Below are 13,281 nucleotides of genomic sequence, written 5' to 3'. Positions count from 1 at the left end.
TGCCAAGGGCATAGCCGGGTAGCCATGTACGGAACGGATAACCGCTGAAAGCATCTAAGCGGGAAGCCGGCCTCAAGACTAGGTGTCCCGGGCCGCAAGGCCCCTAAAGACCCCTCGTAGACCACGAGGTTGATAGGCCGGGTGTGGAAGCCGAGCAATCGGCGGAGCTAACCGGTACTAATAGGTCGTGCGGCTTGACCATACTTCTAAGGCAAACATCGAAGCGTCGCGCCCGGAGTTCGGGTGACGAGCAGCGTGACACAGCTGGCCCTGCGTAGAGAGCGCCGCGAGAGCGGGCTCCGTAGGGTTCCGATTGGACGCACCCACAAGTTTCCGGTGGTGATATCGAGAAGGTCACACCCGATCCCATACCGAACTCGGAAGTTAAGCTTCTTGGAGCCGATGGTACTGCCAGGGCAACCTGGTGGGAGAGTAGGACGCCGCCGGGATTTTCTTCGAACCTGCGCATGGTGCGAGCCGTGCGCAGGTTTTTTCTTTTTGTCCTGGGACTTTCTGGGCCTCGGGGGCTGCCCACGGGCGCTGCGCCGGGGCGGCTTACGGCTTCCGGGAGACAGGCGCGCGGCGGCGAGCTCGATGGCGGCGGCAGGGAAGGGCGTTCCGAGCAGCCCGGCCCCCTGAGGGGGTGCTCGCCGGGCGGCGCAGCGAGAGCCGAACTCGCCTGGGACGTTCCATCTCCGGCGCGCTGCGCACGCCGGAGATGGAACGTCCCAGGCTCAGACACCGGCTCTCCCCACGCCGCCCGGCGAGCACCCCCTCAGGGGGCCTGCCGTCTGTCAGAACGGCGCTGCGGGGATCGATGGACCCGTTTCGAAGCTGAGCTCGGCCGCTGAAAGCTGAGCTCGGCCGCAGTGGACTGTCCGTCCACGAGAGCTGCCTCGACGGGCGCAGCGAGCTCCACGGTCGTCGCCGCAGGTTCGGCGGTCGTGTTGGTGGTCGTGGACGTCCGGCCGGACGCCGACAGCGACGCGCTTCGCGAGCTCGGTCCAGACGGCGACGAGGCAAACTCATGGGACAGCGGCGGAACGGCTGCCGTCGCGGGCGCGGTCAGTGGGGGCGCTCGGCGGCTCGCCTGGGGCCGTAGCTGCGCAGAAGAATGAGCCCTGCAACGATGACCAGGGCGGCGATCTGGAGCTGAAACGGGATCTGCTGGACCCACTCCTCCTCATCGATGCCGATCGTGGCGAGCATGAGGCCGAGCAGGCCGCCCACAGCCTCGCCAGCCCGGCTAACCGTCGTCGCTGGGCCACTCGCGACCGCCTCGTGCGAGAGGGCGTGCAAGAGAAGGCCCGCCACGGCAGAGAGCAGCCAGGGCTCGACCGCTTCGAGGTGCTCCAAGTCCACGAGCCGCGTCGCGAAGGCGCCAACCACCGTGGCGAGCGCAATGCCTGCGAGCGCCGCGCTCATGGCCCGCTTGCCGCCCGTATCCGCCCTCACCTCAAGGACCTGGATCGCCACCACCATGGCGAGCGGCACCGTGTGCGCCGCCAGCGCGAGCACGACAGGCAGCGTCAACTGACCCACCCGCGAGAGCGACGCCACCGCCGCGCCCTCGCCGAACTGATGCGCCAGGACCGCGGCATACCCCATCGCAAGCGCCGTCGTGGGCGTGCGGTGCGCGCCCGCCTCGCCGATCACGAGGCGCTCGAGCAAGGCCGGCGCCAGGAAGCCCGCCACCGCCGCGAGCAACGCAGGCCAGCCGATCTCGCCGAGCGCCTCCGGCAAGAGATGCAGCAACGCTATCGACGCCGCCCCGACCAGGGCGAACGTCCGGAGCGCAGACATCGCGCCCTCGCTGCGATGACGGAAGAGCGCCGCAACGCCGCCCAGCATGACGGCCAGCGCGAGGAGCAAGACGCCGAACGCCAGCGACACAGGCGCCCTCCTAGCACGGATCGACCACGAACCGGCGCCGAGCCGTGCATCTTGTGTGGCGCGCTACGAATAGGGGAGGTCGTGGCGCCCCGCGCGGAGGATCAGATCGCCGACGAGGGCGGTCCAGCCGGTCTGGTGCGAGGCGCCGAGCCCGGCGCCGGTGTCGCCGTGGAAGTACTCGAAGAAGAACAGTCGATCCCGGAAATGGGGGTCGCGCTGGAAGAGCGGGTGCTCGCCGTAGATGGGGCGGCGCCCCTCGCGATCGCGCTCGAAGAGCGCGATCAGCCGTCGCTCGAGCTCGTGCGCGCCGTCGCGGAGCGTGCGAGGGCCGTGGCCGCCGATCGAGGGGATCGTGAGCACGTCGCCGAAGCCGTGATCGAGCCGGAGCAGCGAGCGGTAGAGCAGATAGCCGAGCGGCAACCAGATCGGGCCGCGCCAGTTGGAGTTGCCCCCCTTCATGCGCGTGATCGACTCGCCCGGCTCGTAACCGACCGTGTACTGCGCATGGCAAGGCTGCTCCAGCCCGAGCGAGACGGGCGCGGCCGCGTGCTCCTTCGAGAGCGAGCGCGGGCCGAACGGCGAGAGGAACTTGTCCTCGTCGAACAGGTGCGCGAGCACCCGCTCGAGGCGCCCCGGCGTCACCGCGGAGAGCACCTGCCGGCCGTCCGGACGCACCGTGATCGCCTCGGCCAGCGCGGGGTTCTTGCGGAGGAACCACTCGGTCCGGCGCCGGAAGTTCGCGAGCTTGCCGTAGATCTCCGGCGTGATGACGTGCACGGCGCAGAGCGGGATGAGGCCCACCGCCGACCGGATCTTCACGTGCCGCGGCCTCCCGCCGGCGGTCAGGATGTCGAAGTAGAAGCCCTCCTCCTCGGACCAGAGCGGCAGCCGGCCGCCCTGCGCGTGGTGGAGCGCGTGCGCGATCCGCAGGAAGTGCTCGAAGAATTTGCTGGCGAGATCCTCGTACGCGGAGTTGTCGAGCGCGAGCTCGAGCGCGATGCGCATGAGGTCGAGGCAGTACATCGCCATCCACGCCGTGGCGTCCGCCTGCTCCAGGCGCATCCCCGGCGCGAGCCGCTCGCTGCGATCGAAGAGGGAGATGTTGTCGAGGCCGAGGAACCCGCCCTCGAACACGTTGTGCCCCTCGGCGTCACGCTTGTTGACCCACCAGGCGAAGTTGATGAGGAGCTTGTGGAACACCCGCTCCAGGAACACGCGATCGCCCTCGCCCCGCTGCTTCCGCTCGATCTTGTAGAGCTGGTAGGTCGCCCAGGCGTGCACCGGCGGGTTCAAGTCCGAGAACTCCCACTCGTACGCGGGCAGCTGGCCGTTCGGGTGCTGGTACCACTCCTTGACCATCAGCTTCAGCTGCGCCTTCGCGAGATCGATGTCGAGCGAGGCCAGCGCGACCGCGTGGAAGGCGAGATCCCAGGCCGCGAACCAGGGGTACTCCCACTTGTCCGGCATCGAGATGACGTCGGCGACCGAGACGTGACGCCACTGGCCGTTGCGGCCCGAGAGCCGCTCGGGCGGCGGCGCGTCGACGTCGCCGCGGAGCCAGGTGTCGACGTCGTAGTGATAGAACTGCATCGTCCAGAAGAGCCCCGCCGCCGCCTGCCGCTGGATGGCGCGGCGATCCTCGGACAGATGAGGGCCCTGGACGGCGAGATAGTACTCGTCCGCCTCCCGGCGGCGCATCTCCAGGAGCTCGTCCGCGAACTCGAACGGCCGCTCCACCGGGTCCGGAGCGAGCCGGAGCAGGATCCGCCTGCGCCCGCCGGCCGGCACCTCGAGGCGGTGCCAGCTCGCGGCCTTGGTGCCGCGCAGCTCGGGGTTCACCCGCGCCTCGTCGCCGTGGATGACCCGGTGATGGAACGCGTCCTTCACGTAGGGCGTCCGCGAGGGGGCGCCGTAGAGCCGCTCGTGGTTCGTCTCGTTGTTGGTGAAGAGCAGCTCCGGCCTGCCCTCGATGTAGAGGTGATGCGCGCCGTGCTCGGGGTGCGCCGCGCGCAGCATCACGTGGCCAGGGCCGCTCTGCATGGCCCGGATCTCCGGGACCGGGCCGGGCGGGTCGCTCCACGACCAGGTGTTGCGGAACCAGAGGTGCGGCAGCACGTGGATCGGCGCGGGCTCCGGGCCGCGGTTCACCACCGTGATGACCATGAAGATGTCGCTCGGGCTCCGCTTCGCGTACTCGACGATGACGTCGAAGTAGCGATCGCCGTCGAAGGCGCCGAGATCGGGGAGATCGACCTCGCCCTCCGAGAGGCCGCGCTCGCGCGCGGCATCGATGAGCGCGCCGTACGGGAACTCGCGCTGCGGGTACCGGTAGAGGTAACGCAGGTAGCTGGAGGTCGGCGTCGCGTCCTCGTAGTAGTAGATCTCCTTGACGTCCTCGCCGTGGTTGCCCTCGGGCCCGGTCAGGCCGAAGGCCCGCTCCTTCAAGATCGGATCCTTCTCGTTCCAGACGGCGACGGCGAGGCACAGGATCTGGTGGCGGTCGCAGATGCCGCCGAGGCCGTCCTCGTTCCAGCGATAGGCGCGGCTCCGGGCGTGATCGTGCGGGAAATGCGCCCAGGCATCCCCGTTCGCGCTGTAGTCCTCGCGCACCGTCCCCCAGGCGCGCTCCGACAGGTACGGGCCCCAGTGCTTCCAGCGCAGGAGGCGCTCGCGCTCCTCTTCGAGGCGGCGGTGCTCGGCGGTCAGCGCGGCGGGGACGGTCCTCGTCATACGAGCCACGCTAGGCGACCCGGGCGGAGGCGTCGAGCCCGCGACCCCCGCGCGGACGGCCGCGACCGGCGCTACTCGGTGCGCTTGATGATGTGGAATCCAAACGGGGTCTCGACGACCTCGCTCACCTCGCCGACCTTCAGGGCAAAGGCGACGTCGGCGAAGCCCTTCACCATCACGCCGCGCTCGAACACCCCGAGGTCGCCGCCGCGCTCCTTGGCGCCAGGCTCGTCGCTGTACTCGGCGACCACGTCCTCGAAGGCCGCCCCGCCGCGGATCTTGAGGAGCGCCTCCTGGGCGCGCGCGTGCGCCTCGTCGCGCGTGCGGCGGACGCCCTCGGGCCTGCTCTTCGAGCCGTCGTGCATGACGAGGATGTGCCGCGCGCCGATCTGCTTCGGCTGGCTCGCGACGAGCGCCCGCTCCCGCTCTTGCGCCGCGTCCTCCTCGGCCGCGCGGATCGGCGCGGAGACCGCGAGGCCGCCGCCGACCCAGGACGGCGAGGTGGCCAGCGTCCCGCAGGCGGTCGCGCCGAGGAGCGCGAGGGGAGAGCACGCCGAGAGCGCGCGGACGAGCACGGCGCGGAGAGCAGGGCTACGCATCGGCGCGGAGACTGCCGCGGGATGGATGCGCCGGCAACCCTTCCGGCCCGCGCCGGGGGCCGCTCAGCGCAGCACCATCACCGGGACGAAGGCCCACCCGCCCGCGGCCACGGTCACCCGGGCGCGCCGCACCTCGCCCCGGGCGCTCACGACCACCTCGTGCGTGCCCGCGCGGACGCGGGTGCGCGCGATCGCGATGCGCGCGGGGAGCGTCGACCAGCCGCGCGTGTCCGGCGTGTCGAGCGCGGTCAGCGTCGCGCTCGTGAGCAGGCCGACGAGCAGGCCCAGCGGCCCGGAGTCCTCCGCGGCCGCCTCGGTGGCGCCCTGGGCCGCCTCGCCCGCGGCGACGCGGGCGAGCGTCCGCGTGATGGCCGACAGGATGATCGTGCCCTCGCTCTTCTTCCAGGCCGAGCGCACCTGCGCCTCGACGTCGAGGGCCTGCTCCAGCGGCTGGGAGCGCCCATCCAGCTTCAAGGTCGGGATCGCGTAGCCGCCCTTGCCCCGGGCGAGCGTCGGGTAGTTGACCCACGTGACGAGCCCCTTGGCCGCGAGCTCGTTGGCCCGCGCGCGATCGGTCGGGCTGATGTCGTCGGCGACGAGCGTGAGCGCGAGCCCGATCGGCAAGCGCTGCGGCACCTTCTGCGGCACGCGCCCGAACCCGACGACAACCACGAGCTCCGCCTCGCCGGCCTCGGCGAGCGGCGGCGGCGGCTCCACGCCCTCGATCTGGGCGGCGATGCGGGGCGTCCTCGGCTCGCCGCGCGTGAGCGCGCGGAGCGGGGCGCGGAGCGACGGGTACGGCCCGTGGCGGAGCGCGTCGTCGTAGTAGAGGAGCGCCTCGTCGACCTGGCCGCTCTTCTCGAAGGAGAAGCCGGCGAGGTAGCTCCCGAGGCCGATGAGCGCCGTCTCGCCCTCGTGATCGCGCAGGTGCTTCTGCATCACGGCGAGGCGGCGGGCCTCGACCCTGGCCCCGCTGAGGTCGCGCTGGGCCAGGTAGTTCATCATGTTGATGGTGTTGATGAGCAGCTTCTCGTACGCAGGCGCCTTGTACGGGCCCGCGTCGTCCGAGAAGAGGTATTTGCCGAGCTCGGCGGCGGCCCCGCGCGACATGTCGAGCAGGTCGATCGACTTGTCCGCCGCCCCGAGGTCGCGCGCGGACAGCTTGTAGCGGTCCATGCCGAGGAGGATGTTGCCGCGGTCGAGCAGGAGGAGCGGGTTGTCGCCCTTGAGCGCCGGAAGCTCGGCCGCGCTCTCGACCTCCATCTGCTCGTTCAGCGCGGCCACCGCCGCCGCGGGCGCCCCGCGGTCGAGCGCGGCGAGCGCGGTGCGCACGCGATCTTCGTGGCCGGCGCAGGCGGCCTGTCCGACGCCGAGGAGCAGCGCGAGAGGCACGAGGGCCGCGCGCCCGCGCCCCCGGAGGCTCGCGTGCGGCCAGCGCATCACTCCTGGATGAGCGCCTTGGTGAAGGCGGCCTTGTTCTGCCAGGCCACCGCGCTCGTGGCGACCTCGATGACCTGCATGAACATGAAGTACTGGACGCGGCGCTCGTCCTCGGTGCGCTCGTCGGAGGTGAAGACCTTGCCGGTGATGTAGTACTTCGCGCCGAGCTGGCGGTTGTACTCGGCGATGTGGTCCGGATCGAACCCGCCGCCGTGCTGCTGCTCGATCTCGGCGATCATCTGCTGCTGGCGCTCGACGCTCACCACGGTGACGAGGCCCGTGTTGACCATGTACGTCTCGATGTCCGACAGGAGCGCCTGGAGCTGGCTGTCGATGTGCTCGCTCGTCTGGTTCGACAGCGGGTAGATCGCGAGCGTGGGCCGCGAGCCCTCCTGCGCCCACGCCCTCGCGATGGGCGAGGCCATCAGCGACTTCAGGTTCTCGTGGAGGAGCTGCTCGATGTCGCGCTTGTCGATCCCCGTGCTCATCGCCGCGTCGTCGAGCCCCTCGACCTGGTTTCCGCGCACGTAGGTCGGCCCGCAGCCGAGGGACGTCGAGGCGAGCGCGAGCGCCGCGAGGAGCGCGGCCGGACGGATGATGGGCGAGCTGGGCATGGACACTCCGCAGGGTCTGGACGGGCGCATCCTAGCAGGCGAGGTGTGCGCCGGAGCGTCGATCAGGCGGAAATCGTGCTCCGCCGCGCGGCGCGCGCCGGCGGAGCGGCCGTCCCGGCGCGTCTCAGCGCGAGCAGCGCGAAGAGCGCGAGGAGCGCGCGCGCGGAGGCGGCCCCGCCCCCGGCGCCGGGGCCGTGGGCGCACGAGAGCCAGCGCTCGTCGAGCGGCCGACGCGACGGCGATCGCTCCGCCGAGCCGGGCGCCGTGGTCCACCAGGGCGCGCCGTAAGCGCCGGCGTCGGCGGCGCGCGTCGCCTCGGCGACGAGCCAGTCGCGATGGGCGATCAGCCCTCCGTAGATGGGGTCGGAGCAGCCGGCCGGCCCGCGCGAGGTCACGCCGATGATCCGCCCGGCGCCGTCGAGCGCGGGTCCGCCCGAGTCGCCGCTGCAGATGCCGCTCTCGCCGCGCCACTCGCTGCCCGTGACGCGCTCCTGCGTCCCGCACCCGTAGCCGACGCACTCGACGCGGAGCCCGTCGCGGCGCCGGCGCGCGCCGCCGTCGCGCGCCCTGCCCTCCGTGTCGCCGAAGCCGACCGCCGAGTAGACCTCGCTCTCCTCGGGCGGCCGGTCGAGGCGGGGCGCGAGGGGCGTGACGTCGCTGCTCGGGACCGGCGAAGCGAGGACGATGAGCGCGAGGTCGCGGCCGCACACCGCGTTGCCGTCGGGCGGGCTGAGCACCGCGCGCGCGGCGAGCCACGGCGCGTCCGCGGTCCACATGGCCCGGCCGAGGGTGGCGTAGACCTGCGAGGCGTCGACCGGCTCACCGAACGTCGCCGTCTTGCACGAGATGAGCTTCGGCGCCTCCGCGATGCAGTGCTGCGCCGTGAGCACCAGGTCGGGCGCGATCAGGGTGCTCGAGCAGGTCCGCGCGACGCGGCCCTTCCGGTCCGTGATGATCAGCCCGGCGACCGCGCGATCTCCCGCGTCGGGGTAGCCTCCCTTGATCTCCAGCGCGGCCTCGTCCGCGTCCTCCCCGCGCGCGGGAGGCTCGCCCGCGTCGCCCGCGCAGCCGGCCAGCGCGGCGGCGGCGAGGAGGTATCCAGCTCGGGTACACCACGCGGTGCTGTTCCGGAACACGGCCAGCCGCCGTTGCACGGCACCTGCCAGCCTGGGCTGTGCATGGGCCGCGTTCCTCGAGGCAGGAGAGGATTGCTTCCGAGGAAGCTCACGCGCGCGTCGAGCTGCGCCGCGGTGTGGTGGGCGCTGCGGCCCGCGCGCCGATCGGGCTCATGGGGACCCGAGCGCCCGACCCCGGCGCCGGCAGGGGGCCAGAGGCTTCGCGATCGATCCTCCAGGGAAGGGACGATGGGCGAGCGCGGACCTTCGCGATCCAGGAAGAGCCGCCTCCCGCCGCCCGCTCGGAGCGTCCGTTCGCGACGACGACGCGGCGTGGTCGTTCGTTCCGGCCGGGCGGCGCGGGCGCGTCAGCCGACCACGATGTTCACGATCTTCCCCGGGACGTAGATGAACTTCTTCAGCTGCTTGCCCGCGGAGAGCGCGGCCACGCTCTCCAGCGCGAGCGCCGCGGCGCGCGCCTCGTCCTCCGAGGCCACCTTCGCCAGCGTCACCCGGCCGCGGACCTTACCGTTCACCTGCACCGGGATCTCCAGGACGTCGTCGACGCAGAGCGCCTCGTCGTACGTCGGCCAGGGCTCGTAGGCGAGCGAGCGCTGATGCCCCGTGAGCCGCCACAGCTCCTCCGCGAGGTGCGGCGCGAACGGCGAGACGAGGAGGATCAGCCGGAGCACCGCCTCGCGCGGCGGCGAGGGGATCGCGTTCAGGTGGTTCACGAAGACCATCATCGCGGAGATGGCGGTGTTGAACGCCATGGCCTCGATGTCGCCGGTCACCTTCTTGATGGTCCGGTGGAGCTGCCGGCTCGTCGCGTCGTCGATCGCGTCCGAGAGCGGCCGCGTGCACGTCGCGAACACGCGATCCCGGAACCGGACCACGCCCTGGATCTGGGCCGATTGCCAGGGCTTCACGGCCTCGAGCGGGCCCATGAACATCTCGTAGAGCCGCAGCACGTCGGCGCCGTAGGCCCGGACGATGTCGTCGGGGTTGATCACGTTGCCCCGCGACTTCGACATCTTCTCGTTGTCCTCGCCGAGGATCATGCCCTGATGGACGAGCTTCATGAACGGCTCGGGGTGCTTCACGTGGCCGAGGTCGAACAGCACCTTGTGCCAGAAGCGCGCGTAGAGGAGGTGCAGCACGCCGTGCTCCGCGCCGCCGACGTAGAGGTCGACCGGCATCCACGCGTCGTACGCCGCCTGCGAGAACGGCTCGGCGTCGTTCTGCGGATCGAGGAAGCGCAGGTAGTACCAGCACGACCCCGCCCACTGCGGCATCGTGTTCGTCTCGCGCGCATACCACGCGCCGTCCTTCTGGAAGAACCGCCAGTCCACTGCCCGCGCGAGCGGACCGGCCGGGTCGTCGCCAGGCCGGAAGTCGGCGAGCGGCGGCAGCTCGAGCGGCAGGCTGGCCTCGTCCACCGCGATCGGCTGGTCGTAGCGGATCGTGTGCGCGTCGCCCTTCCTGGGATCGCCGCCGGGCTCGGCGAGCTCGACGGGGAAGTAGATGGGGATCGGCTCGCCCCAGTAGCGCTGGCGCGAGAAGACCCAGTCGCGCAGCTTGTAGTTCACCTCGCGCTTGCCGCGGCCGAGCGCCTCGAGGCGCTCGATGACCGCGCGCTTGCACTCCTCCGTCGTGAGCCCGTCGAACTCGCCGCTCCGGACCGCGACGCCCGGGTCGACGTAGGCGGCCTCGAGCTCGTCGTGCAGGGCGCCGTCGGGGCTCACCACCTCGACGATGGGCAGCCCGTACGCGCGCGCGAACGCGAAGTCGCGCTCGTCGTGCCCGGGCACCGCCATCACGGCGCCGGTGCCGTAGCTGCCGAGCACGTAGTCCGCGACCCAGATCGGCACCTCGGCGCCCGTGATCGGGTGCACCGCGAACAGGCCCGTGTCGACGCCGGTCTTCTCCTTCGCGGCCCCGGAGAGGCGCTCGCGATCGCTCTTGCTGGACGCCGCGGAGACGTACGCGCGCACCGCCTCGCGGCGCGGCTCGGACGTGCTGCCCTCCGTCGACGTGATCCAGCTGGTGAGCGGGTGCTCGGGCGCGAGCACGACGTAGGTGACGCCCATCAGCGTGTCGGGGCGGGTCGTGAACACGCTCACCGAGCCCTTGCTCCACGCCTTGACCTCGAACGTGATCAGGGCGCCCTCCGAGCGGCCGATCCAGGCGCGCTGCATCGCGACCGTCCCCTCGGGCCAGTCGAGGAGGCGGAGGTCCTCCGCCAGGCGGTCGGCGTAGGCGGTGATGCGGAGCATCCACTGGCGGAGCGGCGTCCTGTAGACCGGGTGGTTGCCGCGCTCGCTCTTGCCGTCGATCACCTCCTCGTTGGCGAGGACGGTGCCGAGCGCCGGGCACCAGTTGACGCTCACCTCGTCCTGGTACGCGAGGCCCTTCTTGAAGAGCTGGAGGAAGATCCACTGCGTCCAGCGCACGTAGCGCGGATCGGTCGTGGCGAGCTCTCGCGACCAGTCGTAGCTGAAGCCCAGCATCTTGAGCTGGCGCTTGAACGTCGCGATGTTCCGCGCCGTGGTGTCGGCCGGGTGGGTGCCGGTCTCGATGGCGTGCTGCTCGGCCGGGAGGCCGAAGGCGTCCCAGCCCATCACGTGCAGCACGTCGATCCCGCGCATGCGGTAGTAGCGCGACACGATGTCGGTCGCCGTGTACCCCTCGGGGTGGCCGACGTGCAGCCCCGCGCCCGAGGGGTAGGGGAACATGTCGAGCACGTAGCGCTTCTCGCGCGCGCCGCCCGCGCTGCGGACGGCGCGGAAGGTCTCGCCCTCCTCCCACGCGCGCTGCCAGCGCGGCTCGACCGCGGCGTGATCGTAGCGCGCGGGCTCGCGCGGCTCGTTGGGAGAAGGTTCGGTGGAGGTGCGGGGGCCCATCGTCTCGGCGGCCATATCGCGACGAGCCATAGCACTGTGCTGCCGCGGTCGACAGCCGCCCCGCGGCGGCACAAGCCGCGCGTCCCCGCGGAGGCGCCGCCACCCGTCCGCGGCGTGCGCCCCGCCATGTCGAGAGTTCCCGGCAAGCGTGGACAGCCCCTCGGTGCGAGCTCTGCCGTCGGGCGCGCCCGCGCTCGCGAGGCTTCGCGCAGGCTGCTGACGGAGCGCGCGTCCCCCGCGCCCTGGATGCGAGCGCGCCGCGGGCCGGGGGCGCGGTCCGCTCCCGCGCAGGCGGCGGCGCGAGCGCACCGCCGCCTGCGCGCACGGGCGGAGGACGAGCGCGATCTTCGACGGGCCGAGCCCGGGAAGCGCGCCGCGCTGCTCCTTCGTCCGCAACGGGCGCCGTGGTCGCGGCGCCGCGCCGCGCATCCCCGGCGCAGCAGCGCCGCACGGGCGGGGCGACGCGTCAGAAGGATGGCCGGACGCCGAGACTTGGGGGTAGATTGAGAGCGCTGTTCCGCTTCAGTGTGAGGCGGAGGGGCCGCGTTGGCGGTCTCTCCGGGGCGCGCGGATGACCGACAAACACGTTCCATGGGGAGCCCCCGAGGGTGAGATGGCGGCGCAGTCAGGCCGGTCGCTCGCATCTACGCATGCATCGGGGATCCCTTTCCGGCCGCTGCCCGTGGCGCCGCTGATGGCGCCCGGGGCCCTCCGCCCGCTCTCCACGCAGTACGCGCTCAGCCCTCGGCTTCAGCAGCACAGCCCACCCGGCTTCGCGGGGGCGCCGTCCGGGGCCGGGCTCGCCGGGCCCGTCGTCTCCGGAGCGGCGTATCCCGGGCCGGCGCCGTCGACGCCCGCGTTCGCAGCGCCCGCGCCGCCGCCGCCCGCGTTCGCGGCGCCCGCGCCGTCGGCGCCCGGCCTCGCTGGGCCGGCGTCGTCGACGCCCGAGTTCTCCGCGCCGGCCTCCCCTCCGGCGGCGGCGAGGTCCGGCTACACCCAGCCGCCCGCGGGGAACGTCTCGGCGCGCGGAGGGACCCTCCCGCCCGGGCTCGTCTCGCAGCAGGACGTGCTGTCGACCAGCGGCGTCTATTCTGCGAGCGGCCTCCCGTTCATCTCGGCGCCGCCGCCGTCGGACCCGGCGCCCCCGAGCCAGATGTCGTTCCAGCCCGCGCCAAACACGGAACGAATGCTGGCCGCAAACGCGGCGCAGCCACCTCCTCCGGCGGCGCCGCCGGCGTTCGCGGGCCCCGGCTTCGGTCCGGCGGGCCCGCCTGTCCACGACGCCGGGCGCACGCCGCTGCCCTCGCTGCACGCGGGCGTTCCGGCGCCGGCCGGGCCGCCCTCGCCCGCTGCGTCCGCGCCCGCGCCGGCTCCGGCCATGGGCGTAGCGCCCGCCGTGGCGCCCGGCGCGCCGCCCGCCGGCGGCGCGTGGGACGGCGCGTCCGCCGCGGGCGCGCCGCACGCCTCCGGAGGCTGGGACGGCGCGGCGGCGGCCGGCGCGCCCCAGGCGGCTCACGCGGCCATGCCGCCCGCCGAGAGCCCGTGGGCCACCACGTCGGCGCGGCTCGAGCTGCCGGCGCTCCCGTCGAGCTTCGTGCAGGAGCGCGCGGAGCCGCAGAAGCCGCCCGCCGTGACGGCGCCGCGCCGCGAGGGCGGCAGGACGCTCATCATCGTGCTCAGCGTGATCCTGGCGATCGCCCTCCTGGCGCTCGTCGGGATCACGCTGTGGCAGAGCATGGGCGGCGGCGGCCCCATCGCGATCGACTACACGGAGCCGCCGCCGACGACCGCCGAGACGGCGGCCGAGCCCACCCCGAGCGCGACCGCAGCGCCCGCCGCGACCGCGGCACCCCGGCCAGCCGCGCGCCCGCGGCCGAAGGGCGACGACATCTACGACGAGATCGACAAGGAGAAGACCCGGCGCTGAGGCGACTCGACGCGCGGAGGGCCGCGCGCCGGCGATTCGTTGGCCCTGCGCCCCGTTCCA

General features: G+C 72.6%; 8 protein-coding genes and 2 rRNA genes (1 of these 10 running past the window's edge). 3 read left to right on the top strand and 7 right to left on the bottom strand.

The features are described 5' to 3' along the window. Both WME83_RS42970 and rrf read left to right on the top strand, forming a co-directional pair. Positions 1 to 202: ribosomal RNA gene (locus WME83_RS42970) — 23S ribosomal RNA — on the top strand (it extends 2,805 nt beyond the left edge of the window). Positions 203 to 332: 130 nt separating this feature from the next. Further along, a 5S ribosomal RNA gene (rrf, locus tag WME83_RS42965) occupies positions 333 to 449 on the top strand. Between the two features lie 616 nt (positions 450 to 1,065). On the opposite strand, the gene WME83_RS42960 is transcribed toward rrf, so the two are convergent. The 7 genes from WME83_RS42960 to leuS form a co-directional block, all read right to left on the bottom strand. After that, on the bottom strand, positions 1,066 to 1,893 hold the full coding sequence (locus WME83_RS42960) for a hypothetical protein (RefSeq protein ID WP_437315499.1): 828 nt from the start codon (positions 1,891 to 1,893) through the stop codon (positions 1,066 to 1,068). Between the two features lie 63 nt (positions 1,894 to 1,956). Further along, the gene (locus WME83_RS42955) at positions 1,957 to 4,623 is read right to left on the bottom strand and encodes an MGH1-like glycoside hydrolase domain-containing protein (RefSeq protein ID WP_437315498.1); all 2,667 of its coding nucleotides are present in this window, start codon (positions 4,621 to 4,623) and stop codon (positions 1,957 to 1,959) included. Positions 4,624 to 4,694: 71 nt separating this feature from the next. Next, positions 4,695 to 5,222, bottom strand: coding sequence for a peptidylprolyl isomerase (locus WME83_RS42950; RefSeq protein ID WP_437315497.1), 528 nt, complete (start codon positions 5,220 to 5,222; stop codon positions 4,695 to 4,697). A gap of 63 nt (positions 5,223 to 5,285) precedes the next feature. Continuing rightward, positions 5,286 to 6,662: a hypothetical protein gene (locus WME83_RS42945; protein ID WP_437315496.1), complete on the bottom strand. Its 1,377-nt coding sequence runs from the start codon at positions 6,660 to 6,662 to the stop codon at positions 5,286 to 5,288. Beyond that, complete coding sequence (locus WME83_RS42940; protein WP_437315495.1) at positions 6,662 to 7,276, bottom strand: penicillin-binding protein activator LpoB; 615 nt, start codon at positions 7,274 to 7,276, stop codon at positions 6,662 to 6,664. The genes WME83_RS42945 and WME83_RS42940 overlap by 1 nt, the downstream gene beginning before the upstream one ends. Positions 7,277 to 7,338: 62 nt before the next feature. Further along, the gene (locus WME83_RS42935) at positions 7,339 to 8,430 is read right to left on the bottom strand and encodes a trypsin-like serine protease (protein ID WP_437315494.1); all 1,092 of its coding nucleotides are present in this window, start codon (positions 8,428 to 8,430) and stop codon (positions 7,339 to 7,341) included. Positions 8,431 to 8,759: 329 nt separating this feature from the next. Beyond that, a complete protein-coding gene (gene leuS / locus WME83_RS42930) occupies positions 8,760 to 11,324 on the bottom strand; it encodes a leucine--tRNA ligase (protein WP_437315493.1) in 2,565 nt (854 codons plus the stop codon). A gap of 664 nt (positions 11,325 to 11,988) precedes the next feature. Between leuS and WME83_RS42925 the strand changes: the two genes are divergently transcribed. After that, positions 11,989 to 13,221: a hypothetical protein gene (locus tag WME83_RS42925; RefSeq protein WP_437315492.1), complete on the top strand. Its 1,233-nt coding sequence runs from the start codon at positions 11,989 to 11,991 to the stop codon at positions 13,219 to 13,221. Positions 13,222 to 13,281 lie beyond the last annotated feature (60 nt).

Origin of the sequence: Sorangium sp. So ce385, from assembly GCF_051474135.1 — a bacterium.
GTDB lineage: Bacteria > Myxococcota_A > Polyangia > Polyangiales > Polyangiaceae > Sorangium > Sorangium cellulosum_D.
Note: the sequence above shows the minus strand (reverse complement) of the source record. Positions and strands in the feature narration are given on the sequence as shown.

Bases quoted from the DNA above. Each gene is read 5' to 3' on its own strand.
- WME83_RS42955 (WP_437315498.1), bottom strand. From the start codon at position 4,623: ATGACGAGGACCGTCCCCGCCGCGCTGACCGCCGAGCACCGCCGCCTC.
- WME83_RS42950 (WP_437315497.1), bottom strand. From the start codon at position 5,222: ATGCGTAGCCCTGCTCTCCGCGCCGTGCTCGTCCGCGCGCTCTCGGCG.
- WME83_RS42945 (WP_437315496.1), bottom strand. From the start codon at position 6,662: ATGCGCTGGCCGCACGCGAGCCTCCGGGGGCGCGGGCGCGCGGCCCTC.
- WME83_RS42940 (WP_437315495.1), bottom strand. From the start codon at position 7,276: ATGCCCAGCTCGCCCATCATCCGTCCGGCCGCGCTCCTCGCGGCGCTC.
- leuS (WP_437315493.1), bottom strand. From the start codon at position 11,324: ATGGCTCGTCGCGATATGGCCGCCGAGACGATGGGCCCCCGCACCTCC.
- WME83_RS42925 (WP_437315492.1), top strand. From the start codon at position 11,989: ATGGCGCCCGGGGCCCTCCGCCCGCTCTCCACGCAGTACGCGCTCAGC.